Annotated in this window: 22 protein-coding genes; 8 read left to right on the top strand and 14 right to left on the bottom strand. The window is 33.1% G+C overall.

The window, feature by feature from the left end; translation table 11 throughout:
* Window positions 1-22: 22 nt before the first annotated feature.
* From C1X07_RS15540 to C1X07_RS15550, 3 genes are all read right to left on the bottom strand, one after another.
* Window positions 23-1,096: an ABC transporter permease gene (locus C1X07_RS15540; RefSeq protein ID WP_103070960.1), complete on the bottom strand. Its 1,074-nt coding sequence runs from the start codon at window positions 1,094-1,096 to the stop codon at window positions 23-25.
* 25 nt (window positions 1,097-1,121) lie between these two features.
* Entirely contained in the window at window positions 1,122-2,216 is a 1,095-nt protein-coding gene (locus C1X07_RS15545) for a BT_3928 family protein (RefSeq protein WP_103070961.1), read from the bottom strand.
* Window positions 2,217-2,302: 86 nt separating this feature from the next.
* Window positions 2,303-2,845 carry a DUF1599 domain-containing protein gene (locus C1X07_RS15550; RefSeq protein ID WP_103070962.1) on the bottom strand — a complete coding sequence of 181 codons (543 nt, stop codon included), beginning with the start codon at window positions 2,843-2,845 and terminating at the stop codon, window positions 2,303-2,305.
* A 171-nt stretch (window positions 2,846-3,016) separates the two neighbouring features.
* Between C1X07_RS15550 and folP the strand changes: the two genes are divergently transcribed.
* From folP to C1X07_RS15565, 3 genes are all read left to right on the top strand, one after another.
* Window positions 3,017-3,847, top strand: coding sequence for a dihydropteroate synthase (gene folP, locus C1X07_RS15555; RefSeq protein ID WP_103070963.1), 831 nt, complete (start codon window positions 3,017-3,019; stop codon window positions 3,845-3,847).
* A gap of 120 nt (window positions 3,848-3,967) precedes the next feature.
* Complete coding sequence (gene cdaA, locus C1X07_RS15560; protein ID WP_103070964.1) at window positions 3,968-4,744, top strand: diadenylate cyclase CdaA; 777 nt, start codon at window positions 3,968-3,970, stop codon at window positions 4,742-4,744.
* Entirely contained in the window at window positions 4,744-5,529 is a 786-nt protein-coding gene (locus C1X07_RS15565; RefSeq protein ID WP_103070965.1) for a DUF3667 domain-containing protein, read from the top strand. The genes cdaA and C1X07_RS15565 overlap by 1 nt, the downstream gene beginning before the upstream one ends.
* Window positions 5,530-5,543: 14 nt before the next feature.
* Here the strand turns inward: C1X07_RS15565 and C1X07_RS15570 are convergent, their stop codons facing one another.
* Both C1X07_RS15570 and truA read right to left on the bottom strand, forming a co-directional pair.
* Window positions 5,544-7,307 (bottom strand): ABC transporter ATP-binding protein, encoded by a 1,764-nt coding sequence (locus C1X07_RS15570; RefSeq protein ID WP_103070966.1) that lies wholly within the window; start codon window positions 7,305-7,307, stop codon window positions 5,544-5,546.
* Window positions 7,308-8,054 carry a tRNA pseudouridine(38-40) synthase TruA gene (gene truA, locus C1X07_RS15575; RefSeq protein WP_103070967.1) on the bottom strand — a complete coding sequence of 249 codons (747 nt, stop codon included), beginning with the start codon at window positions 8,052-8,054 and terminating at the stop codon, window positions 7,308-7,310.
* 211 nt (window positions 8,055-8,265) lie between these two features.
* Between truA and C1X07_RS15580 the strand changes: the two genes are divergently transcribed.
* Entirely contained in the window at window positions 8,266-8,760 is a 495-nt protein-coding gene (locus C1X07_RS15580; protein WP_103070968.1) for a metallophosphoesterase family protein, read from the top strand.
* 125 nt (window positions 8,761-8,885) lie between these two features.
* Here the strand turns inward: C1X07_RS15580 and C1X07_RS15585 are convergent, their stop codons facing one another.
* Window positions 8,886-9,293: a DUF4293 domain-containing protein gene (locus C1X07_RS15585; protein ID WP_103070969.1), complete on the bottom strand. Its 408-nt coding sequence runs from the start codon at window positions 9,291-9,293 to the stop codon at window positions 8,886-8,888.
* Between the two features lie 201 nt (window positions 9,294-9,494).
* Between C1X07_RS15585 and rho the strand changes: the two genes are divergently transcribed.
* The 3 genes from rho to C1X07_RS15600 all read left to right on the top strand — a co-directional run bounded on the left by rho (window position 9,495) and on the right by C1X07_RS15600 (window position 13,762).
* A complete protein-coding gene (gene rho / locus C1X07_RS15590; protein ID WP_103070970.1) occupies window positions 9,495-11,183 on the top strand; it encodes a transcription termination factor Rho in 1,689 nt (562 codons plus the stop codon).
* 170 nt (window positions 11,184-11,353) lie between these two features.
* Entirely contained in the window at window positions 11,354-12,025 is a 672-nt protein-coding gene (msrA, locus tag C1X07_RS15595) for a peptide-methionine (S)-S-oxide reductase MsrA (protein WP_103070971.1), read from the top strand.
* Between the two features lie 591 nt (window positions 12,026-12,616).
* A complete protein-coding gene (locus C1X07_RS15600) occupies window positions 12,617-13,762 on the top strand; it encodes an SH3 domain-containing protein (RefSeq protein WP_103070972.1) in 1,146 nt (381 codons plus the stop codon).
* Between the two features lie 248 nt (window positions 13,763-14,010).
* Here the strand turns inward: C1X07_RS15600 and C1X07_RS15605 are convergent, their stop codons facing one another.
* The 4 genes from C1X07_RS15605 to argS all read right to left on the bottom strand — a co-directional run bounded on the left by C1X07_RS15605 (window position 14,011) and on the right by argS (window position 18,849).
* A complete protein-coding gene (locus C1X07_RS15605) occupies window positions 14,011-14,898 on the bottom strand; it encodes a bifunctional 5,10-methylenetetrahydrofolate dehydrogenase/5,10-methenyltetrahydrofolate cyclohydrolase (RefSeq protein WP_103070973.1) in 888 nt (295 codons plus the stop codon).
* 49 nt (window positions 14,899-14,947) lie between these two features.
* Window positions 14,948-16,276, bottom strand: a complete 1,329-nt coding sequence (gene ffh, locus C1X07_RS15610; protein WP_103070974.1) for a signal recognition particle protein — start codon at window positions 16,274-16,276, stop codon at window positions 14,948-14,950.
* A 181-nt stretch (window positions 16,277-16,457) separates the two neighbouring features.
* Window positions 16,458-16,925: a GNAT family N-acetyltransferase gene (locus tag C1X07_RS15615; protein WP_103070975.1), complete on the bottom strand. Its 468-nt coding sequence runs from the start codon at window positions 16,923-16,925 to the stop codon at window positions 16,458-16,460.
* Window positions 16,926-17,070: 145 nt separating this feature from the next.
* On the bottom strand, window positions 17,071-18,849 hold the full coding sequence (argS, locus tag C1X07_RS15620) for an arginine--tRNA ligase (protein ID WP_103070976.1): 1,779 nt from the start codon (window positions 18,847-18,849) through the stop codon (window positions 17,071-17,073).
* 310 nt (window positions 18,850-19,159) lie between these two features.
* On the opposite strand from argS, the gene C1X07_RS15625 reads away from it, so the two are divergent.
* Entirely contained in the window at window positions 19,160-19,795 is a 636-nt protein-coding gene (locus C1X07_RS15625; RefSeq protein WP_103070977.1) for a chromophore lyase CpcT/CpeT, read from the top strand.
* On the opposite strand, the gene C1X07_RS15630 is transcribed toward C1X07_RS15625, so the two are convergent.
* The 4 genes from C1X07_RS15630 to C1X07_RS15645 form a co-directional block, all read right to left on the bottom strand.
* The gene (locus C1X07_RS15630; protein WP_103070978.1) at window positions 19,796-20,206 is read right to left on the bottom strand and encodes an RrF2 family transcriptional regulator; all 411 of its coding nucleotides are present in this window, start codon (window positions 20,204-20,206) and stop codon (window positions 19,796-19,798) included.
* Window positions 20,207-20,278: 72 nt separating this feature from the next.
* Window positions 20,279-21,214, bottom strand: a complete 936-nt coding sequence (ctlX, locus tag C1X07_RS15635) for a citrulline utilization hydrolase CtlX (protein ID WP_103070979.1) — start codon at window positions 21,212-21,214, stop codon at window positions 20,279-20,281.
* A 158-nt stretch (window positions 21,215-21,372) separates the two neighbouring features.
* Window positions 21,373-22,290, bottom strand: a complete 918-nt coding sequence (locus C1X07_RS15640; protein WP_103070980.1) for a dimethylarginine dimethylaminohydrolase family protein — start codon at window positions 22,288-22,290, stop codon at window positions 21,373-21,375.
* Between the two features lie 214 nt (window positions 22,291-22,504).
* The gene (locus tag C1X07_RS15645) at window positions 22,505-23,791 is read right to left on the bottom strand and encodes a citrate synthase (RefSeq protein ID WP_103070981.1); all 1,287 of its coding nucleotides are present in this window, start codon (window positions 23,789-23,791) and stop codon (window positions 22,505-22,507) included.
* Between the last annotated feature and the right edge of the window lie 131 nt (window positions 23,792-23,922).

Below are 23,922 nucleotides of genomic sequence, written 5' to 3' on the forward strand. Positions count from 1 at the left end.
ATTACACAGGAATGATATCGGTTTAAACTCTTATCCTTGGATCTAACCATCCATATATAATATCGACAAATATATTGATAAGTATAAACATTGTTGCTATCACCAATACTGATCCCATAATAACAGGAAGATCCAATTTATTTAAGGCATCAACAATCTCTTTACCTAATCCATTCCATCCAAAAATATACTCTACAAATACGGCGCCTGCTAGCATAGATGCAAACCATCCAGAAATTGCTGTCACAACAGGGTTCAATGAATTTTTTAATGCATGTTTTTTTACTACCTGAAACATCGACAGCCCTTTTGCTCTTGCCGTGCGGATATAATCCTGGCTCATAACTTCTAACAAAGAATTACGCATCAATTGAGTAACTACGGCTAGTGGGCGTATCCCTAGTACTACTGCTGGTAGAATAAGATTTTTCCATTGGATATATTTACCTGCACCAAAATCATCAACTTCATACAAACTACCTGTCATATTTAAATTTGTAAATTCTTGTAATACATAACCAAACAACCATGCAAAAATAATAGAACTAAAAAAGGAAGGAACACTCATCCCTAATGTACTTAATAGCTGAATCAGTTTATCTGGCCATTGATCTTTAGTCAACGCGCTAATAATGCCCATCAATATACCCAAAAACATAGCTATGCTAATAGCAAAAATCGCAAGAATTGCAGTATTTGGTAAAGTTTCTTTAATTACATCACTAACTTTTTTTCCATTTTTTTGGAATGATTCTCTCAGGTATGGGAATTTTAATACCATAATAACCTTTTGGGTTTTAAATAACTGAATCCCTCCATATTTTTTTGCTTCGTAATACGAAAAATCATCTGTATTAATACTATGAAATGAAATAGGTGATAGATCATTTATATAATACAAATATTGTTTTGAAATTGATTTGTCAAAACCATATTTCTTCCTCACATTATTCAATTGTTCTTCGGTTTCATTTTGACCAAGCATCATTTGTGCCGGATCCCCGGGAAGAAGAGTAAATAACAAAAAAATCACGGTTATAACTCCTAACAAAGTAAGTAACGCATATCCTGTTTTATTGATGAGGTAACCAACCATTAGTATCGTATATTTCTTTGAAACATTAAAGAGCTAGTTTGTCGGCATCATTCCAATGTAGCTTCTGTAAGATTGTTCCATATTTCAATTTTACGATACCTGGATTAGAACGTATAATGGTTTTTAATGCTGTTTCATCAGTAGTAAAAAAGTAAAAGTCGAGATTATATTTGGCTCTAATGAGTGAAATATCTTTATTTCCCGAAGCAGTAAGCCCTATTACACTATATCCTTCAGACTTGGCTTTATCTGTAATTTCTTTAATGGCTGAGAACCCTTCTGCTTCGCTTTTTGACAAATTATAAGCCACAACAAAAATAAGTTTTTCTCTTTTAAGAAGTTCTACGGTATAATCCTTTCCATTCTTTTCTATCGAAAAATCATGAATTGCAGGTTCATACCCTTCAACCAATTCCTCTGTTTCTACAGAAATAAACTCTCCATCTACTTTAGGGTAATTTCCACCTGTTGTAATAATTTTTTCTGCTCCATTTACATTAAATTTCCAATGGTAAGCAAATTCTGCTTTTGCAGCTCCTTCAGGAACTTCCATCCCTGATAACATATCCGTTCCTTCTTTATAAGCTCTAAAATCAAATGCTGGCAAATGCATTAAAACATAATATGCAAAACCTAAACAAGCTGTAAAAGCGCCAAATACAATCCACTTATGTAATGCAACTGGAGTAATTGGAGTTATATATTTTCTACCAAAGAACAACACCAATATCAAAACGAGTAAGATTATATCTTTGGTAAAGGATTCCCATGGAGTTAACGGCAATGCATCGCCAAAACAACCGCAATCCGTTACTTTATTAAAATAAGCCGAATAGAACGTGAGAAATGTAAAAAATAAGATCATTAATAATAGTGACCATACCGTAAACTTAGGCAAGTAACCTAATATTAATGTTATACCAAGAATGATTTCAAAAACTACCAAAAACACAGCTATCAAAAGGGCAAAAGGAATTAGAAATTCTAAATTTAGTACTCCTTCGCCAAAGTACTCCTGAAGCTTATACGAAAAACCTATAGGATCATTTAATTTTATAAAGCCCGAAAACAAAAAAAGTGCTGCTACAAAGATTCTAGAGAAAGTAACTAATATTTTCATATTCTGAATATAATTTTTAAGTATAATTCGCACAAGATAATATGGATTAAATCTTGTTACTTTTAATTTAACAGTATTTTATGCTTCTAATTTACTTCATTGAGGTGTATCATAGCAAATACAGCATAATTGATCATATCCTGATAATTTGCATCAATACCCTCACTTACCAGAGTTTTTCCTTTATTATCTTCGATTTGTTTTACTCTTAGTAATTTTTGAATAATTAGATCAGTGAGTGAGCTCACTCTCATATCCCTCCAAGCTTCTCCATAATCATGATTCTTATTCATCATCAACGTTTTTGTAATACCTATATGAGTATCATACAACTCGATAATTTCTTCTGAAGATAAGTCAGGTTGTTGCGCAACTCCTTTTTCTAGTTGTATTAAAGCCATAATACTATAATTAATAATACCAATAAACTCAGAAGATTCTCCTTCATCTACTTTACGCACTTCATTTTCTTGTAAACTTCTGATACGCTGTGCTTTTATAAAAATTTGATCTGTTAATGAAGGGAGTCGCAATATTCTCCATGCGCTACCATAATCTTTCATTTTTTTGACAAATAAGTTACGACATGTTGTAATCACCTCGTCATATTGTATAGACGTATCTTGCATAAAACTGTTCAATTTTGTGTAAATTTCGCTTTAATATGGGAATTAAAAAAATTGAGCTTAAAAATTAATTCTGCGAGATTTTAAAAATTGCCCATTTCTATTTTACTATATTAGGAGTAATCTCCATATGTTTGTCATAATTAATTACTATAAAACAACACATCCCAAACAATGACCATTAACTGCAAAGGGGCTTTAATTGATCTATCTACACCAAAGGTAATGGGTATTCTCAACCTTACTCCTGATTCTTTTTATGATGGAGGAAAATATAAAAACGAAAATGATATACTAAAAAAAGTCGAGCAAATGCTCAAAGAAGGAGCCTCTTTTATTGATTTAGGAGCGTACTCTTCTCGACCTGGTGCTGATCATATCTCTATTGAAGAGGAAAAAAAAAGACTATTACCTATCATAACATTATTACTCGATAATTTTCCTAACATCCTATTGTCTATTGATACATTTAGAAGTGAAATTGCCGAATTATCCATTCAAGCAGGAGGAGCACTTATAAATGATATTTCTGCTGGAAATTTAGATAAAAAAATGATCCCAATTGTTGGAGAATTAAAAGTACCGTACATCATGATGCATATGAAAGGAACTCCTATAAATATGAAATCATTAGATCATTACGAAGATTTGATTCATGAAATGAATATTTATTTTGCCGAAAAAATTGCTGAAGCAAAAAAACATGGAGTTAATGATATCATTATCGATCCTGGGTTTGGATTTGCTAAAAATTTAGATCACAATTTTGAGCTTCTAAAAAAAATGAAATTTTTAGAAATACATGACCTTCCCATTCTGGCTGGCTTATCCAGAAAATCAATGATATATAAAACATTAAAAAACACTCCAGCAGAGGCATTAAATGGCACTACTACTCTCAATACCATAGTATTACTTAATGGAGCTTCTATTTTAAGAGTTCATGACGTCAAAGAAGCTATGGAGTGTATTACTTTAATAAATAGATACAATGAAGTGATCTAATTATTTATTGCTTCTAAATTTTGGTTATGGAGACTATCTATTCTAAATATACTGTTTTATGTAGCTTTTCAAAACAGGGTTTCCCTAATTTTTCTATTTTTACAAAAACACCCGAGACTTTTGGATTTAATCAACCTTAGAATACTTGACATACTAGACATTGTACTGGTCGCTTTTCTATTGTACTATGTTTATAAGCTGGTTAAAGGTACAGCAGCAATTAACATCTTTATAGGAATAGTTATAATTTATCTGGTTTGGAAACTAACACAGTTTCTAGCAATGGAAATGCTAAGTAGTGTTTTAGGAGAGTTTATTGGTGTGGGAATGTTTGCTTTGATCGTCGTTTTTCAACAAGAAATACGAAAATTCCTATTAATGATAGGCTCTACCAATTTTGGAAGAAGACGAAAATTCTTAAGACAATTAAAGTTTATCAGAGACACTCCCGAAGATAGCATTACCAATATTAAGGCTATTGTAAAAGCATGTGGCGAAATGGGAAAAACTTTTACCGGAGCACTTATTGTAATAAAAAGAAGTACCTCTTTGGATTTTGTTAAAACCTCTGGTGATTCTATGGATGTTTTGGTAAACACCCCTATTATCGAAAGTATTTTTTACAAAAACAGTCCTCTTCATGACGGAGCGATGATTATAGAAGATAATCGCATTGTAGCAACTAGAGCTATTTTACCTGTAACTCATGATAACAATATGCCATTACGTTTTGGATTACGTCATCGAGCTGCAGTAGGTATAAGTGAAAAAACCGATGCACTAGCTTTGGTTGTAAGTGAAGAAACTGGTAAGTTATCATATATCAAAAACGGAGAATTTGTCATCTTTAAAACAGAAGAAGAGTTAGTAGAAAAAATTAAACGGGATTTAGCCTAATGAACGATCTGATCACTATTACTAATTGCAAAAATTGCGGACAACAAATTGAAAGTTACACTTTTTGTCCTGATTGCGGAGCAAAAAAAATCACAAAACGAATTACTTTTAAAAATTTAATTCAAGATTTTGCAGACCGATTTCTTAATCTCGACAACTCTTTTATCCAAACATTTATCCACCTGTTTACAAAACCTGAAAAAGTTATCGATGGCTACATTCATGGTCTAAGAAAACGATATGTAAATGCTTTTGGATATTTTGCAATTTCGATCACCGTTACAGGAATCTATGCATTCTTTGTTAAAGACAGACTAAAGGAAATCATGAAGTTTGGCGGCCAATTCACTAAACAACAGATAGAAATACAAGGTACTATCTTCGACACTACTTTTCAGTACCAATCAATGCTAAGTTTTTTATTGATTCCAATATTAGCCATCATGTCTCGGTTGGTATTTCTTAATTATAAGAAATACAATTTAACAGAGCATTTTGTAATTTATCTATATGCATACTCCCACATTGTAGGGACTATGACAATAATCTTACTACCTCTAACTTTTATGGTAGATGATTTTATGTTTGTAGGGATGGTACAATTTCCCGTGTATATTTTTTATATGGCTTTTGTTTTAAAAAGGTTATATCAAATTAACTTAAAGAAGATTATCATCAAGACCTTCATATTTCTTGTTGTTGGAGCTATTTTTTACATACTCATAAGTCTAGCAATATTCCTCATAATGGTAATGACTGGAGCTATAGAAATACCAACCAAGTAGAAACCTTAACACATCTAATTTAGCGCATCGGCAAATTGTACTTCATAAAGATTTTTATAGTATCCATCTGCTATCTTTAGTAATTCAGTATGGTTCCCTTGTTCGACAATCTTGCCTTTATCCATTACAATAATCTTATCAGCTTTTTTGATAGTAGCCAACCGGTGTGCAATTACTATAGAGGTTCTTCCCTTAGTAATCTTGTTGGTAGCATCCTGAATTAGTTGCTCGCTATGTGAGTCGATAGATGAAGTCGCCTCGTCTAACACCAAGATACCCGGATTAGTAACATATGCCCTAAGAAAAGAAATTAGTTGTCGTTGCCCAGAAGAAAGCATAGCCCCTCTTTCTTTTACATTATAATGATATCCTTCTGGAAGACTCATTATAAATTCATGAATTCCAATCTCTTTTGCTACTTTATACACTTCCTCTTCAGAGACATCAGGGTTATTCAGCGTTATATTATTCATGATTGTGTCTGCAAACAAAAATACATCTTGAAGCACCACTGCTATATGACTTCGCAAAGATTTTAACTCTATGGTCTTAATATCAATATCATCGATAGAAATTACTCCACTATCAATTTCATAAAACCTACTTAGCAAATTAATAATCGTTGATTTTCCTGCCCCAGTTGCCCCAACTATAGCCACTGTTTCTCCTGCTTCAACATCGAGTGAAATTCCTTTTAGTACCTCTTCATTTTCTATATAGCTAAACCGAACATTTTCGAAAGCAATTTTACCTTCTACTTTTTCTAAAAGTAATGTTCCTTTATTTTCAATTTTAGAATCTGTATCCAAAACAGCAAATACCCTATTGGCAGCAACCATCCCCATTTGTAGCGTATTAAATTTATCGGCTATCTGTCGCAATGGTCTAAACAAAATTTGAGATAACTGAATAAATTCTATAACAAGTCCTAATGTAACTCCGTCACCCTGCGCTGCTTTAAGTCCTCCAAACCAAACGATCAGCCCAATAGTAACAGAACTAGACATCTCTGCTATAGGGAAAAATATAGAATTATACCAAACTGTTTTTACCCAAGCTTTTTTATGCTTCTCATTAATTTCTTTAAAATTCGTGTATTCTGTTTCTTCTCTTGTAAACAACTGCACAATCTTCATTCCTGTAATTCGTTCCTGTACAAATGAATTCAGATTTGAAACCTGCATTCTAACTTCTTCAAAAGCCGCTTTCATTTTCTTTTGAAAAACTCTTGTTGCATAAGCCACCAAAGGCAATACAACAAACACTAACAAGGCAAGTTCCCAACTCTGGTATAACATATAGCATAGGATTGCCAGCATTTTTAATAAATCACTAATAATTATAAAGAGTCCTTGGCTAAAAATACTCGCAATAGTTTCGATGTCACTTACAGCCCTTGTCACCAATCTTCCTACAGCCGATTGATCATAATATTGTTTTTTAAAGCCAAGCATATGCCGAAACAACTTCACCCTTATGTCTCTAATCACTTGTTGACCTAGCCAATTAGCAAAATAGATAAACAAGAATTGTATAATAACATCTAGCAACAAGACTCCTAGCATTAGGCAAACAAAAGAGACTAGCAACTCACTATCCTTAGGAATTATAGTCCTATCAATAGTTTGCTTTAGTAGATATGGATTGACAATTGATAAAACCGCCAATACAATAGCCGAAAAAGCCACAAAATAAAAAGTCAATCGGTAGGGATTAGTATACGTAATCAACCGTTTGAAAAGTTTAAAATCAAAAGCCTTACCACTCTTTTCTGCCATCTATCTTTTGTATATTATGTTAGAATACTCTACAGCAGTCAAATAAAGTCCATGAGCAGGAACAGAATATCCTGCCTGACTACGATCTTCATTTTTAATAATTGCTGCCAAATCCTCATTAGTCAATTTATGTTCTCCGATCTCAATTAGTGTCCCCACTATCGCTCTTACCATATTTCTTAAAAACCTATTAGCAGAAATCTTAAACACCAAATGATTCCCATTATTTTCCCAAACAGCATTTGTAATGTTACAATTATACGTTTTTACATCGGTTTTGGACTTGCTAAAGCATTTAAAGTTAGTATAGTTTAACAGTAATTTAGCAGCTTCATTCATTCGATTAATATCCAATTCTTTCTTAAAATAATAAGACTTTTTGATTCTAAAAGGATCTTTAACTAACGTCACATGATACTCATATGACCTGCTAACAGCATCAAAACGAGCGTGAGCATTTTTTTGAACCTCATCTACTTTTCGAATTGCAATTTCAGCAGGTAAAATTGCATTTAACTTATACTTTAACTGATTCAACTCTAACTCTGATTCATGATCAAAGTGCGCCATAATCTGAGTTGCATGCACGCCTGTATCAGTCCTTCCGGCACCAAATACAACAATTTTATTCCTTAATATCGTCGATAACGATTCTTCTAATACTTCTTGGATTGAAATTGCATTGGGTTGTCGTTGCCACCCGTGATAAGGAGTTCCATCATATGAAAGTTCTAAAAAATATCTCATTTACACTATATCATCTCTTTTAAAAGGCCAATAAACAATTTATCCATATAAATTTTGCTGAGTAAAGACGTTAGTATCCCTACTAATTTCAAAAGCAATACCTTATTTTTGTATAAAAACTAAACGCAAATATACTTCATAATACAGAGATTGAAGTTATGTTTTGTTTTCTGTTTTTTATTCTTCTATAAATCAATTTTATTATTCTATTTTGAAAAAGATACTTTTGCTCAGTGATACTCACAGCTATATAGACAATCGAATTTTGCATTATGTAAAAGAAGCCGATGAGGTTTGGCATGCGGGTGATATTGGAGACCTTAATGTTACGGATTCTATAGAAGAGCTAAAACCTCTACGCGCTGTATACGGCAATATTGATGATGATAAAGCAAGAGCTACGTATCCTCTGAATTCAAGGTTTATTTGTGAAGGAGTTTCGGTTTGGATTACCCATATTGGGGGATACCCTCCTAAATACAATATAAATACAAGAGATGAAATAAAAACTAATCCTCCACAATTATTTATTTGTGGGCATTCTCATATACTAAAAGTAATCCCTGATAAAAAAAACGGCGTATTACACATGAATCCCGGAGCTGCAGGGAAACATGGTTTTCATAAAGTAAGAACAATGCTCAGATTCACTCTTAACTCTGGTAAAATCGAAAATCTTGAAGTTATTGAATTAGGAAAGAAATAGTACGCAATCCAACATTATTTTTTATGAGATTAACAAACTAACTATCTCTATATATGTTTAAAAAATAAAACCCAGAGTTGGCATACTCTGGGTTTTAACGCACTAATACTACTAAGATTTTAGGTTTATCGTAATCGATCTACAGATTTTACGAGATCTTCATCCTTTTTAATAGCCTTGTTGGCCATCACTAATAAAACGATAGAAATAACAGGAATGAATTTCCCAATACCCTTCATAGGATCAGATCCTCCAGGTAAGGTTAGTGACCAATAAACAAATACTCCTAGTAAAATAAAGTTTAATAAGATATTGATACGCCCCAATACGAACTGGAGCTTTCTGTTTTTAAATAAAAAAATTGAAATCACTGACAAAACAGCAGATCCCATAAATAGCCCTAAAAGAAATGGTTTTCCACACGCATAAAGAGGTGTCGCATTTTGATCCAATCCATAAGGTAAATATATACAAAGCACCCCCGAAACAACGGCAGCTAATAATAAGTATATAGTTTGTATTCTTTGTATCATTACATTTTTCCCTTTAGAGAAAAGCAAAAATAAGAGTTTCTTTTTATAAATATGTGTAAAAAATTAAAAATAAAGTCGTATACTTGCAGCACAAAACGTGTAACCTTCTCAATTAAGGTTACTTACCTTCGAAATAAAATTTTCCTGGAATTCTTCTTTAGAAAATTTATACCAAAAACGTAAATTATATAACACATTTAAATGTTAGAGATTTCTGAATTAAAAGCAAAAAAGCTTCCTGAGTTGCAAGATATTGCAAAAGCCCTTAATGTACCTAAGTTTCGTACCTTAAAAAAATTAGATCTCGTATATCAAATATTAGATCATCAAGCTGCAAACCCTAGCAAAGTAAAGCAAGCTATTAGTGAAGATTCTTCAGAAAAAGCGAGTTCTGAAAAACCAAAAACCAATACTCGCCAGAGAAGACCTCGTGCTCGTAAACCTGAAGGAGCACAGTCAGCGACTCCTGCTACCAAGGAAACCAAAGAGACAAAAACACCTCAAGAGCATAAAAAAACTGTTGCTACTTCAACTCCTGAAGAAAAAACTTCAAAGAGTAATGAAAATAAAGACAAAGCAAAACCGCAACAAAATAAAGAGGAAAAAGGAGATAATCGCAATAGAGGTAATGACAAACCTCAACAAAATAAACCTCAGCAACAAAATAAGTCACAACAAAATAAGCAGCAACAAAACAAATCCCGTAATAACAATAACAAAAAAGAAAACGGAAATCGAGATAGCAGAAATCGCTATAAAGAACCAGATTTTGAATTTGATGCAATAATCGAGAGTGAAGGTGTCCTTGATATAATGCAAGATGGATATGGTTTTTTAAGATCAAGTGATTATAACTATCTTTCTTCTCCTGATGATATATATGTATCTCAATCGCAAATCAGACTTTTTGGTCTAAAAACTGGTGATACAGTATTAGGACAAGTAAGACCTCCAAAAGAAGGTGAAAAATATTTCCCTCTTATTAAGGTCAACAAAATTAATGGAATTGATCCTCAAGTAGTTAGAGACAGAGTTTCTTTTGAACACTTAACTCCATTATTCCCACAAGAAAAATTCAATTTAGCAGAACGACAAAGTACAATATCTACCAGAATTATGGATCTTTTTGCTCCTATAGGAAAAGGTCAGCGTGGTATGATAGTGTCTCAACCAAAAACAGGTAAAACCATGCTACTCAAGGATGTTGCCAATGCGATCGCAGCAAATCATCCTGAAGTATACCAAATGATTCTTCTTATCGATGAAAGACCTGAAGAGGTTACCGATATGCAACGTAATGTAAAAGGAGAAGTAATTGCTTCTACTTTTGACAAAGAAGCTAATGAACACGTAAAAGTTGCCAATATTGTTCTTGAAAAAGCAAAAAGATTAGTTGAGTGTGGTCATGATGTAGTAATACTACTAGATTCTATCACACGTCTGGCAAGAGCATACAACACCGTTCAACCAGCTTCTGGTAAGATTTTAAGTGGTGGAGTTGACGCCAATGCATTACACAAACCAAAACGATTCTTTGGTGCAGCCCGTAATATTGAAAATGGAGGTTCTTTATCCATTATTGCAACAGCACTAACAGAAACTGGATCCAAAATGGACGAAGTGATCTTTGAAGAATTCAAAGGAACCGGTAACATGGAACTGCAATTAGATCGTAAAATATCTAATCGTAGAATTTTCCCCGCAATTGATCTTACATCTTCAAGTACACGTCGTGACGATCTATTATTAGACGACACCACAATACAAAGAATGTGGATTATGCGTAAATACCTAGCCGATATGAATCCTGTAGAAGCGATGGAATTTATTAATGAGCGTTTCAAACAAACAAGAAACAATGATGAATTTCTTATTTCTATGAACGGATAAGAAAACACTTCTATATAAATTTCAAAGACGGTTATCTATTCTGATAACCGTCTTTTTTTTTAACCAATAAAAAAGTACCATATATTTATCTAAATAATATTGTAATTTTCAATGCACCATATGAAAGTTTTGCAAAAAGAAACTGACCAAGTTTACAAACTAAATTTATTATGAAAAATACACTATATATAATATGGAGTGCTGTTTTATTATTTTCGAGCTGCCAAAGCAACAGTCAATCCACAAAAAACAATAAAGACGCCTCGACCAATCAAAACATCTCTCCCGTACAAACCAAAACTATAAACGGTCTTGAAAGAGCCTATTTTGCCAGTGGATGTTTTTGGTGCGTAGAAGCTATCTACGAAAGCGTAAACGGTGTTTCGGAGTCTATATCAGGATATTCTGGCGGACACACCTCGAACCCCACGTACCAATCAAGCAATACAGGTCGCACTGGTCATGCAGAAGCAGTAGAAATATTCTACGACCCCAAAATTGTATCTTTCTCTACCTTGGTAGATGTATACTTTGGCTCACAAAACCCTACACAAATAAACGGACAGGGACCAGATCATGGATCACAATACAGATCAATTATTTTTTACCAAAACGAAGAACAGAAAAAAATAATTGAAGAAAAAAAAGAAGGGCTAAGCAAAAAACTAAACAGAAGAATAGCTGCTGAAATATTACCTTTTCAAAAATTCTGGAAAGGAGAAGCCTATCATCAAGACTATGAAAAAAGAAACCCTGGTAATCCATACATAAAAAATGTATCAATCCCAAGGTTAAGAAAATTTCAATCCAAATTTCCAAATCTTATAAAACCAAACCATTAATCTTTTAGTTATTTTGTTTGAGACAATATTTCCCCAATTCATTTTTTTAAAAAGCTCATTAAAACAGGAACAGCCAACATTTCACATAAATTGAATATTTTTTCTAGAAATAGTCCGATAATCCTTGATGCCCAGCAAAACCGACAACCGTAAATTAAAACTGAAAAAAAATCGGTTATAAAGACTAAAAAAATCGTTGAAAAACACAATTTAACAAAAAGAATTCACTATTTTTATGCAAATAAAATCAAAACTAGTTGTGTTTTTCATATTAAAACATTACTTTTGAGTCTGATTTAATGGTTTTCTTTTCAGTATTTTAATCAAAAATATTGAAGCTTTACTAAAACAAAAGCTACCTAAATAACTGAAAAACAAATCATTACAGAAAGAATTGTTCTTTAAAAAACCATATTTTTTTAGTGATTTACTAAAATATACTAAAGGATAGAATTAGAGCTAAATTGTTTTTGGCACCTTTTTTGAAGTTCAATTTTTGACGGCAAATTATGTTTTTTTATCTAAAAATTTAAATTAAGAAAATAATAATACAAAAGAAATTATAACCCAATCTACTTAAAAACAAGCGATATGAAGTCTATTTTTACATTTATTCTGCTTTTGGTGATTACCTTCGCGTCTGCTCAGGATGGGCAGTACTTAATGTCCTCTAATAAACTGGAGGTTCGAAGTGGTCCTGGTCTACAGTTTAATACTATTGCCGAAGTTCCTCAAGGGACTCAGGTATATGTTATGAGTTCTAACTATGGTGACTGGAGTGCTATCCAGTACAAAAGTATGAACGGTTTTGTCATCACAAAATACTTAACTGAAGACAGCCGAATTGCAGATGCAGAAAGAGCTGCTAAAGAAGCAGCAGCAAAAAGAGAAGCGGCAAAACAAGCAGCAGCACAAGCTATTGCGCAAGCAGAAGCAGCTAAAAGAGCTGCCGAAGAAGCTGCAAGAAGAGCAATTGCAAACGCAGAGCGTTTAAAAAGAGAAGCAGAAGCAGCAGCAGCCAAAGCTATTGCAGATGCAGAAGCAGCATCAAGATCTAAAGATGCAGCAGCAAGAAGAGCTCTTGCGGATACCGAAGAAACAAGAAGAGCTGTAGAAGAAGCAAACAGAAGAGCTGCCAGAGGTAGTGATGTTGCCTCTACACCAATAGAATCAACTACTCCTTCTTATGGAGCAGGTTCTAGCTCTAACTCTAGCTCTCCTAAAGCAGCAGCGATAGAAGTATCTAGAGAAGATAAGTACTCTACTTGGGAGAAAAAGACATATAAGTCTGGTGCAACTCCAAAATCATTTAACTTTAAAGGTAAGTTTGATTATAAATTAGACAACTACCTTAAAATAAAAGTGGGCAAAAACACTGAAGTTGTAATTAAGATGTACAAGATGGGTAAAACGAAAAGTGATGACCAGTTGGTACGTGTAACATATATCAACTCTAACACTACTCAGTTTATTAGAAACATACCAGAAGGTGAGTATTACCTAAAAATTGCCTATGGTAGAGAATGGAAGGAAACTGTAAAAGACGGTAAAAAGTATGGAACTTTCACTAAAAACGCTTTATATGAAGCAAGTAATCAAGTTTTAAACTTCAATACCGTTAAAACGTCAAAAGGTATTAATGTTCCTTCATACAATCTAGCATTAGACCTTACTAGTGGCGGATACACCACCGGTGGCGATGAAGATAATATTACCGCCTCAGAGTGGAATAAATAAAAAAAACACTACTACATTTAATCACCAAAATATAAATGTAATATATAATAAAACCAGGATTCTTTGAGTCTTGGTTTTTCTTTGTACAACGGATTATTCCTTTCTTGATTCTCTAATCTTTCCAGGATATAAATACAACAATCAACAAGACACCTCAATCACAAAAACACCCTTCACCAATGCACAACATACAATAAAAAAGTCCCGTGATTCACGGGACTTTTTTAATTCAGTAAATTAATTAGATCTTATTTATTTGCATTACGATGTCTTTCTCTAGCCAATAATGTATTTTTAAGCAACATAGCAATTGTCATAGGACCTACTCCTCCAGGTACTGGAGTGATAAAAGATGCTTTTTTGCTTACATTTTCAAAATCTACATCACCTACAATCTTGTAACCCTTTGGTGTAGATTCATCTGCAAGTCTTGTAATCCCAACATCTATCACTACCGCATCATCCTTAACCATTTCTGCTTTTAAGAAATTAGGAACCCCTAACGCAGAGATCACTATATCTGCCTGAGAAATGATTTGGGTAATATTCTTAGTATGACTATGAGTCAAGGTAACTGTAGAGTTTCCTGGCCAGCCCTTTCTTCCCATCAAAATACTCATAGGTCGACCAACGATATGACTTCTACCAATAACCACTGTATGTTTTCCTTTGGTATCTACACTATAACGCTCTAGTAACTCTAGTATCCCAAAAGGAGTTGCAGGGATAAAAGTAGACATATCCAATGCCATCTTACCAAAATTCATAGGATGAAAACCATCAACATCTTTATCAGGATCCACCGCTAAAAGTACTTTTTGCGTATCAATCTGAGGAGGCAACGGCAACTGAACTATAAAACCATCAATATCATCATCTTCGTTAAGCTCTTTTATCTTAGCCAATAACTCTACCTCACTGGTAGTACTTGGCATTTTAACCAAAGTAGACTCAAAGCCTATTCGCTCGCAAGCTCTTACTTTACTACCAACATATGTTAAACTAGCGCCATCGTTACCTACCAAAACCGCCGCAAGATGTGGCACTTTCTCACCACGCTCTTTCATCTTTTGAACTTCGACAGCAATTTCATCTTTGATATCGTTACTTACTTTTTTCCCGTCTAATATTTCCATTCCCCTTGGATTACCTTAATAAAGTTTAATTATATTTATTTTTTTGTAATTATCGCATTTTCCCCATCATCTGCATCATACGCTTACCTCCGCCGCCTTGCATCATCTTCATCATTTTACTCATCTGATCAAACTGTTTGAGCAACTGGTTTACTTGCTGGATAGATGTACCCGAACCCTTACCTATACGTTTTTTTCTACTAGAATTAATAATCTGTGGCTTTGATCGCTCTGCTGGAGTCATAGAATGTATAATGGCTTCGATATGCTTAAAAGCATCATCATCTATATCCATATTTTTCATCATTTTCCCAGCTCCAGGTATCATTCCAACCAGGTCTTTCATATTACCCATTTTCTTAATCTGCTGAATTTGTTTTAGGAAATCATCAAATCCAAACTGATTTTTGGCAATTTTTTTCTGTAATTTTCGTGCTTCTTCTTCGTCAAACTGCTCCTGCGCTCTTTCTACAAGAGATACAACATCTCCCATCCCCAGAATACGATCTGCCATACGAGAGGGGTAGAATACATCAATTGCCTCCATCTTCTCTCCAGTACCTATAAATTTAATAGGTTTATTAACTACAGACTTTATAGAAATTGCGGCTCCACCTCTTGTATCACCATCTAATTTGGTAAGGATTACACCATCAAAATTAAGTACATCATTAAAGGCTTTTGCCGTATTTACAGCATCTTGCCCCGTCATAGAATCTACAACAAACAAGGTTTCATTAGGAGATACTCCTTTATGAATGTTTGAAATCTCTGTCATCATCGCTTCATCTACAGCCAAACGACCAGCAGTATCAATGATAACTACATTAAACCCATTTTCTTTTGCATGAGCAACTCCTGCTGCTGCAATAGCCACCGGATCATTATTACCTCTATCACTAAATACCTCGACATTAATCTGCTCTCCTACAACATGTAATTGATCAATCGCAGCAGGTCTATAAACATCACAAGCTACAAGAAGTGGTTTTTTATTCTTTTTAGTTGCCAGAAAATTAGCAAGCTTTCCAGAAAAGGTAGTTTTACCTGAACCTTGTAGTCCCGACATTAAAATAACAGATGGTTTACCTGATAAATCTATATCAGCGACATCACCTCCCATTAGATCTGTTAATTCATCTTTGACAAGTTTTACCATTAATTGCCCAGGCTTAAGGCTTTTCAAAACATTCTGCCCTAATGCTTTTTGTTTTACTACTGCAGTAAATTCTTTAGCAATTTTATAATTCACATCGGCATCAACCAAAGCTCTTCGCACTTCCTTAAGTGTCTCGGCAACATTTACTTCTGTTATCTGTCCGTGCCCTTTTAGAATATGTAAGGCTTTATCTAACTTATCACTTAAATTATCAAACATATATTTTCTCGTATTTTCAAAACACTACCTTTATCGATAGATCGGTTGCAAATTTAAGGATTTGTAGTGTATAAATAAAGGATGAAATTACAGAATTATATAAGTAACTCTGTGATTTAAATTATTTTGAAAAAATTAATGGACTTATTAGTAAGATAGAATTTTCAGGCAATTAAATTCTTTAAAGCTGCTTAACACCTCTGTAGCTTGTTACTTCTTCCCCACCTACAACTTTTACAGCATTTTTTACTATTTCAAATCCTTTTTTTTGAAAGAAATTCTGTGTCAACATATTGATATCAGTAGTTAATGTATCAATATTAAAATCTTTTGCTATCTCTTCTATAGTTTCATAAAGCTTGCTAGCAATACCTCGACCATGATAATTCATATGAACAAAAATATATTCAATATTTCCTTTTTTATCCATAGAAAAAGAGCCGACAATTTCTCCATTTAGCTTCGCATTATACACAAAGTCTTTTTTAAACTTCTCTTGCCAATATGATTTATCTATTGCTAATCGAGAGTAAATTTTAATTTCGGATTTTGTAAATACCATAGCACCATAAGTTATTACCGTTTGGTAAAACAAATGTTGCATCAAAGATAAATCTTGATCAGTTGCTCTTGATATCTGACAATCCATACTACTAAAATAAAAAACTCTTCCTTTAATATAGTAATTACAATTGATTTTTGCCTAATACTTGGATAAAAGGAATAAAAAATCGGCATTCTTCTCTTTTCTCTGACAAAGAATCCCGATTTAAAATAGCACAATACAGGTAAGACTACATTCGTTCAGGCACGTTAATCCCTAAAAGCTTGAATCCTGACTTAACCGTATCTCCTACAACACCAGAAAGCTGAACTCTAAATATTTTTTCCTGATCTGTATCTGCTCCAAAAATTGATACATTTTGAAAAAACGAGTTATAACTTTTTACAAGGTCATATATATAATTAGCTATTACGGCAGGGCTAAGCTCAGCTGCAGCACTCTGTATAATCTCTGGATAAAATTCTAACTGTTTAATCAGTTCTTTTTCTTTTTCATGAAGTACAATATCTGTGATCGATCCATTACAATCAAAATCTGCTTTACGCAAAATTGCCTGAATCCTTGCATATGTATACTGAATAAATGGTCCTGTATTTCCTTGAAAATCCACTGATTCTTCAGGATTAAATAAAATACGTTTTTTAGGATCTACTTTTAGAATGTAGTATTTCAATGCTCCTAGACCAATAATTCGGTATATTTCATTTTTCTCTTCTTCGGTATAACCATCTAATTTCCCTAAATCTTTAGAGATATCACCTGCAGTCTTTGCCATTTCAGCAATCAAATCATCAGCATCGACTACCGTACCTTCTCTACTCTTCATTTTACCACTAGGAAGATCAACCATACCATAACTCAGGTGATTTAAATGTTGTGCCCAATCGTATCCCAATTTTTTCAGAATTAGGAATAACACCTTAAAATGATAATCTTGCTCATTTCCTACAGTATAAATCATCCCTCCTACATTGGGATTATCTTTTACCCTTTGTATAGCGGTTCCAATATCCTGAGTCATATAAACCGCTGTACCATCACTACGCAATACTAGTTTTTCATCAAGACCATCTTCTGTAAGGTCACACCAAACGGATCCATCTTCCTTCTTAAAGAAAACACCCTTATCCAACCCTTCTTTAATATTGTCTTTACCTAACAAATAGGTATTACTCTCATAATAAAAACTATCAAAATCTACTCCCAGTGCTTTATATGTCTGATCAAAACCTTCATACACCCAACTATTCATCATTTTCCACAGTTGCACTACAGCTTCATCTCCAGCTTCCCACCTACGAAGCATTTCTTGTGCTTCAAGAATAATCGGAGCTTCTTTTTTTGCTTCCTCTTCATTTTTACCTTCGGCTATCAGTTGAGAAATCTGATCCTTATACACCTGATCAAATTTTACATAATAATTACCAACCAGTTTATCTCCTTTAAGACCTGTAGATTCGGGCGTCTCATTATTACCGTATTTTTGCCAGGCAATCATGGATTTACAAATATGTATCCCTCGGTCATTTATAATCTGAGTTTTATACACCTTTTTACCACTTGCTTTAATAATCTCTGCAACCGAATATCCTAAAAGGTTATTTCTAACATGACCTAAATGTAATGGCTTATTAGTATTAGGAGAAGAGTACTCAACCATAATAGCCTTACTCTCTTCTGATGGTGTTACAAAACCATATTGCTTATCCCTTCTTATTTCGGCAAAGAAATCAAGGTAATAAGAATTCGAAATTACCAGATTCAAGAACCCTTTAACAACATTAAAATCATTAATCTTCTCTACATTTTCTACCAGATATTTACCAATTGTTTCTCCTATCTGCACAGGGTTTCCTTTTACCACCCTAAGCATAGGAAACACAACTACGGTTATATCTCCATCAAACTCTTTTCGGGTAGTTTGTAATTCTACAGATTCCAGATTGGCACCATACAATTCAAGTACAGCCTCTTTTACTTTTTCTGAAATGGTTTTTTGTAAACTCATCTTCTAAAAATTAAGATGCAAAGATAATAGAAATTAAAGTGTAGTACCACCAGTTTTTTTACCATTTCCTATGTTTATTGCATAAAAAAAGTAAAGCGGGTGATTTACTAAAGTTGCAACAATCCTCAATACGTAATAATCACTAAAGTAATTATCACCCTTTTCTAGCAAGCTTATAAATACGATAATTTGTTTTTTGAATATCATCTACAAAACCACGATAAATAGATTTTACTAGGACAAAACGTTAAGTTTTATCGATAAATTGCATTTTTTTTCTTATTTTTTATATATTTAGTCAAACAAACATATGAGGGGATTTTTACTAATTATTTTTTTATCATTATTATTTTCTTCATGTAATTCTGCGCCAATAAAAGATCCAGAATTACATAAATTAGTAGTATTATTAGTTGGCTCTTTTTCTAATAAAGAGCAGGCTGAAAACGATTCTAGCTTTGCTAGCTTGCACATGACTAATACTAGAATTTGGGAAGAAAGAATAGGATACTGGGTATACTCTGAAGTGTCTGATGCAAACAAGGATCATTACATCTATTCTCAAAGAATAATTAACTACGAGAGGTTAGATTCGTCAACATTAAAAGGAACCAGTTATGAAATCCCAAATATAGAAGAGTACAATACAGATCAAAAAAAATCAACTTTTTTAAGTAATCTAACTCCAGATAGTTTAGAAATTAGAGCTGGATGCCAGGTTTATTTCAAGAAGAAGACATCTACAATATACTCAGGAAAAACAAACAAAGGCTCTTGCACTAATGCCTTAGACTATATCGATTACACTACCAGCACCTACGTAATAAGTAAGGATAACATCTCAATTTGGACCAAAGGATATAACAACAACAGAAAGCAAGTTTGGGGAAAAATCAATGGTCCATATAAATACAAAAGGTTATCTATAAAAAAACAGCTCTTTTGATTAACTAATATAATCAGCAAGTGTTTTGTTTTCCAAAACCTTTAGCGTACTATCTCTTACTTCAATCATAACACTATGCACTGCACATCTTTGTTCATCTGGGCAGTCATCACATTTTTCATAAAAATTAAGACTTACACATGGAAGCATAGCAATAGGACCTTCGAGAACTCTAATCACTGAAGCCATTGTAATATCTTCGGGATCTTTAATCAAATAGTATCCTCCTCCTTTCCCTTTTTTAGATCCCAAAAACCCTGTTTTTCTTAATGTCAAAAGAATACTTTCCAAAAATTTTTGAGATATATTTTCACTTTTTGCAATCTCAGAAATCAACACCGGGTGATCACATTTTTTTCTTGCAATATAAGTAAGCGCTTTTAGCCCATATTTAGTTTTTTTCGAAAGCATATTTTAATTAATTTCTGGTTTGCTGCTCATAGCCATATATCAAATTAGAAGCATAGGCTACATCCATACAAACTACAAACTTTTGGGAAGAAAAACTTCAGCCATCATACAACGAGCACTCCCCCCTCCTAATGTCTCGATCGTATGAAGATCACTATGCAGAATTGCACAGTGTTTCTCTATAGTACTTATTTGAATACTATTTAAACTCCTATACGCTGCTGATGACATTACAAGATAGCGTTTATCTCCTAAACCTACAACCTGCAGCATATTACCTGCAAAATTATTAACCTGATCTTCTGTAATAGCAATTATCTCTTTTCCATCATTTTTTAAATGATTAACAAGATTTTTTCGCTCTTTTTTATCATCAATACATTCCAGGCATACTACGGCAAATGTTTCTCCAATCCCCATCATTACATTAGTATGATATATCGGTAACCGCTCTGAATCAACAGTTTGATATGCAGTGAAGACTACTGGCGTATATTCAAAATCTTCACAGAATTCAATAAATAAATTTTCATCTGCTCTGGGAGACAATGCACAATATGCTTTTCTGTTTACCCTATCTAACACAAGACTACCTGTACCCTCAAGGAAAACTTCTTCATTTTCAGCATCTGTATAATCTACAACATTTTTTATTTCAAAACCAGATGCTTCTATACGTTCCAATACTTCTGATCTACGTTCTTTTCTTCTATTTACAGCAAACATAGGATACAGTCCTATATCACCATTTTCATGAAAAGACACCCAGTTATTCGGAAAAATAGAATCTGGGGTATCATTTTTAGGATCATCGTCAATCACAATAACCTCGACTCCAGCTTCTTTCAATACATTAACAAATTGATCAAACTCCTCATTTGCCTTCTTATTAGCATCTTCTGGCACAATCCCGGCATCTTCCTGATAGTAATTATTCACAGCAGTTTGTTCATTCATCCTAAACTGCACAGGACGAATCATTACTATAGTATTGGTTACTTGTTTCATCTATTTACATTTTTTTTAAATCGAATAAAATCTTAATAGCAGGTTTTTGTATTGATATCAAAATTTTTCATCATGTTTATTACCTTATTCTATATGACTATAGCTATTACAATAAATAACAAACAATTTATTGTAACACTTGCTTTATTACTATAATATCAATCTCTTATCAATGGCATTGTAGAACAGCGTAACAGCCCTTCTTGTTTTGCTATTTCTGAATATGACACCTCTTCGACTACAATACCAAAACTTCGAAGCCAAGTATTTAATCTTTTAAAGTTTTTATCAGAGATCACAACATCTTCTGCAATAGAAAATATATTTGAGTTCATATCATACATTTCATCTCTATTAATATGAAAAAGATTTTCCATTCCAAAAAGATTTACAAGGTATTCATAATCTCGAGGATCTCTAAAACCTTCTTTATGGATAATTGCTTTATTCTTTCCTACGGGTTGAAAACAACAATCTAAATGAAGTGCATTATCCCTTGGATCTTTCATTGATTTATTCAAATCAAATTCTTTTACTATTTTATTAGGAAAAAGTGATTTAATATAATCAACCCCTTTCATATTGGTACGCGCAACAATACAATCAGGATAATCTTCTCCTTTATATGTGCCTATGAATATATATTCATTATGAGCCATTATGTCTCCCCCTTCAAAATGAATTTCTTCTGATGGAGCTTTATAAACTTTATCCGGATCAATTTTATCTATTACATATTGAATAGCTTTGATTTCTTTTTCTCGATCAGGTAATATATTTGTTTTTATAAACTTATCTTCTATTACTAGTGCTATATCCCTGGCAAATATTTGATTATAATCTTCAATAATTTCTGGTCTATACACTTTTACATTGTATTTCTCAAAAATCTTAGCTACTTCTTCCATTTCTTCAACCATTGCAGGTTCTTTTGGATAAGTTCCAGCTTTTATATGTTCAATTGATTTTGGATCATAAGCTTCTTCTAGTTTTGGAACAGGACCATTACTTACTGCTGTTCCCAAAACTACAGCTCTTAACCTGGATGTTTCGTTCTGTACGTTTAATTTCATTATTTCTGCAAACTCGACAAGGCATTGCCGGGGTTCTTAATTAAATTATCCAACAAATATATAAATAAGAGAATCTCTGAAAACTAATTTTATTCAAAAAATTATCAACTCTTTTATAAAATTCGAAAAATTAACTCTATAAAAGAGAATGATATTAATATTTTAATAAAAAAGGCGTTGAATTTCTTCAACGCCTCTCTTAATATAATATTCTATTCTAGCGTTCAGATACTGGCACAAATTTTCTATCATTTTCGCCGATATATATTTGTCTTGGTCTTCCTATTGGTTCTTTGCGTAACCTCATTTCTCTCCATTGAGCGATCCACCCTGGCAACCTACCTAAAGCAAACATTACAGTAAACATTTCAGTAGGAATCCCTAGCGCTCTATAAATAATTCCTGAGTAAAAATCTACATTAGGATATAGTTTTCTTTTTACAAAATACTCGTCTTCTAAAGCAACTTTTGCTAATCCCTTGGCAATATCAAGAACTGGATCTTCAATACCGAGATCTCCTAATACTTCTTCTGCTGATTTTTTAATGATTTTAGCTCTTGGGTCAAAGTTTTTATATACTCTATGACCAAATCCCATTAAACGGAAAGGATCATTTTTATCTTTTGCTTTGGCGATATATTTTGCTGTATCTCCTCCATCTGCTTTTATGGCTTCAAGCATTTCTATAACTGCTTGATTAGCTCCTCCATGAAGAGGTCCCCATAGTGCAGATATACCAGCAGACAATGATGCAAACAATCCGGCGTGAGAAGAACCTACTATTCTAACTGTAGAAGTAGAACAGTTTTGTTCGTGATCTGCATGTAGTATTAATAACTTATCCAATGCGTCATAAACCAATTTATTTGGTTCATAACTTTTGTTTGGTCTTGCAAACATCATTTTATGCAAGTTCTGCACATAACCTAATGAGTCATCTCCATAATCCAAAGGAAGACTCTTTCTTTTTCTCATTGTCCATGCTGCAAGTACTGGAAATTTTGCTAATATTTTTACAATAGCATTATACATTTCTTCTTCAGAATCAACGTCTACTGATCCTGGGTTAAAAGCTATTAATGCACTTGTCAAGGAAGACAACACTCCCATAGGGTGTGCACTTTTAGGAAATCCATCAAGAATCTTCTTCATATCTTCATCAACATGAGACTCTTCTTTTATATCATTATCAAATTTTTCTAATTCGGTAGCTGTAGGTAATTCTCCAAAAATTAATAAGTAGGCTACTTCCAAAAAATCTGCTTTTTCAGCTAATTCTTCGATAGAATATCCCCGGTATCTAAGAATTCCCTTTTCTCCATCAAGAAAAGTGATAGCACTTTCACAGCTTCCTGTGTTTTTATACCCTGGATCTATTGTTGTAACTCCTCCAGTTGCACCTCTAAGTGTTTTAACATCAATTCCTAATTCGTTCTCTGTTCCTTTTATAATTGGAAACTCATATTTATTCCCGTCGATTTCTAACGTAGCTGTTTTTGACATTTGATTATTTTAGAATTTTGCTGTTATTGTAGGTTCGCTAAATTACGAAATATAGTGTTAATATAGTATTAATCGTAAGATCATTTTTAACCTTACAATCCATTTTTAAGAATTATTTATACAAAAAGAGA

The organism is Aquimarina sediminis, from assembly GCF_002895435.1.
Lineage (GTDB): Bacteria > Bacteroidota > Bacteroidia > Flavobacteriales > Flavobacteriaceae > Aquimarina > Aquimarina sediminis.

Excerpts from the sequence above, each read along its gene's own strand:
- C1X07_RS15540 (WP_103070960.1), bottom strand. The coding sequence starts at position 1,096 with ATGGTTGGTTACCTCATCAATAAAACAGGATATGCGTTACTTACTTTG.
- msrA (WP_103070971.1), top strand. The coding sequence starts at position 11,354 with ATGAAAAATACACTATATATAATATGGAGTGCTGTTTTATTATTTTCG.
- ffh (WP_103070974.1), bottom strand. The coding sequence starts at position 16,276 with ATGTTTGATAATTTAAGTGATAAGTTAGATAAAGCCTTACATATTCTA.
- ctlX (WP_103070979.1), bottom strand. The coding sequence starts at position 21,214 with ATGAAACAAGTAACCAATACTATAGTAATGATTCGTCCTGTGCAGTTT.
- C1X07_RS15630 (WP_103070978.1), bottom strand. The coding sequence starts at position 20,206 with ATGCTTTCGAAAAAAACTAAATATGGGCTAAAAGCGCTTACTTATATT.
- C1X07_RS15545 (WP_103070961.1), bottom strand. The coding sequence starts at position 2,216 with ATGAAAATATTAGTTACTTTCTCTAGAATCTTTGTAGCAGCACTTTTT.
- rho (WP_103070970.1), top strand. The coding sequence starts at position 9,495 with ATGTTAGAGATTTCTGAATTAAAAGCAAAAAAGCTTCCTGAGTTGCAA.
- C1X07_RS15605 (WP_103070973.1), bottom strand. The coding sequence starts at position 14,898 with ATGGAAATATTAGACGGGAAAAAAGTAAGTAACGATATCAAAGATGAA.
- C1X07_RS15565 (WP_103070965.1), top strand. The coding sequence starts at position 4,744 with ATGAACGATCTGATCACTATTACTAATTGCAAAAATTGCGGACAACAA.
- C1X07_RS15600 (WP_103070972.1), top strand. The coding sequence starts at position 12,617 with ATGAAGTCTATTTTTACATTTATTCTGCTTTTGGTGATTACCTTCGCG.
- argS (WP_103070976.1), bottom strand. The coding sequence starts at position 18,849 with ATGAGTTTACAAAAAACCATTTCAGAAAAAGTAAAAGAGGCTGTACTT.
- C1X07_RS15645 (WP_103070981.1), bottom strand. The coding sequence starts at position 23,791 with ATGTCAAAAACAGCTACGTTAGAAATCGACGGGAATAAATATGAGTTT.
- C1X07_RS15585 (WP_103070969.1), bottom strand. The coding sequence starts at position 9,293 with ATGATACAAAGAATACAAACTATATACTTATTATTAGCTGCCGTTGTT.
- C1X07_RS15570 (WP_103070966.1), bottom strand. The coding sequence starts at position 7,307 with ATGGCAGAAAAGAGTGGTAAGGCTTTTGATTTTAAACTTTTCAAACGG.
- C1X07_RS15625 (WP_103070977.1), top strand. The coding sequence starts at position 19,160 with ATGAGGGGATTTTTACTAATTATTTTTTTATCATTATTATTTTCTTCA.
- truA (WP_103070967.1), bottom strand. The coding sequence starts at position 8,054 with ATGAGATATTTTTTAGAACTTTCATATGATGGAACTCCTTATCACGGG.
- C1X07_RS15615 (WP_103070975.1), bottom strand. The coding sequence starts at position 16,925 with ATGGATTGTCAGATATCAAGAGCAACTGATCAAGATTTATCTTTGATG.
- C1X07_RS15550 (WP_103070962.1), bottom strand. The coding sequence starts at position 2,845 with ATGCAAGATACGTCTATACAATATGACGAGGTGATTACAACATGTCGT.
- folP (WP_103070963.1), top strand. The coding sequence starts at position 3,017 with ATGACCATTAACTGCAAAGGGGCTTTAATTGATCTATCTACACCAAAG.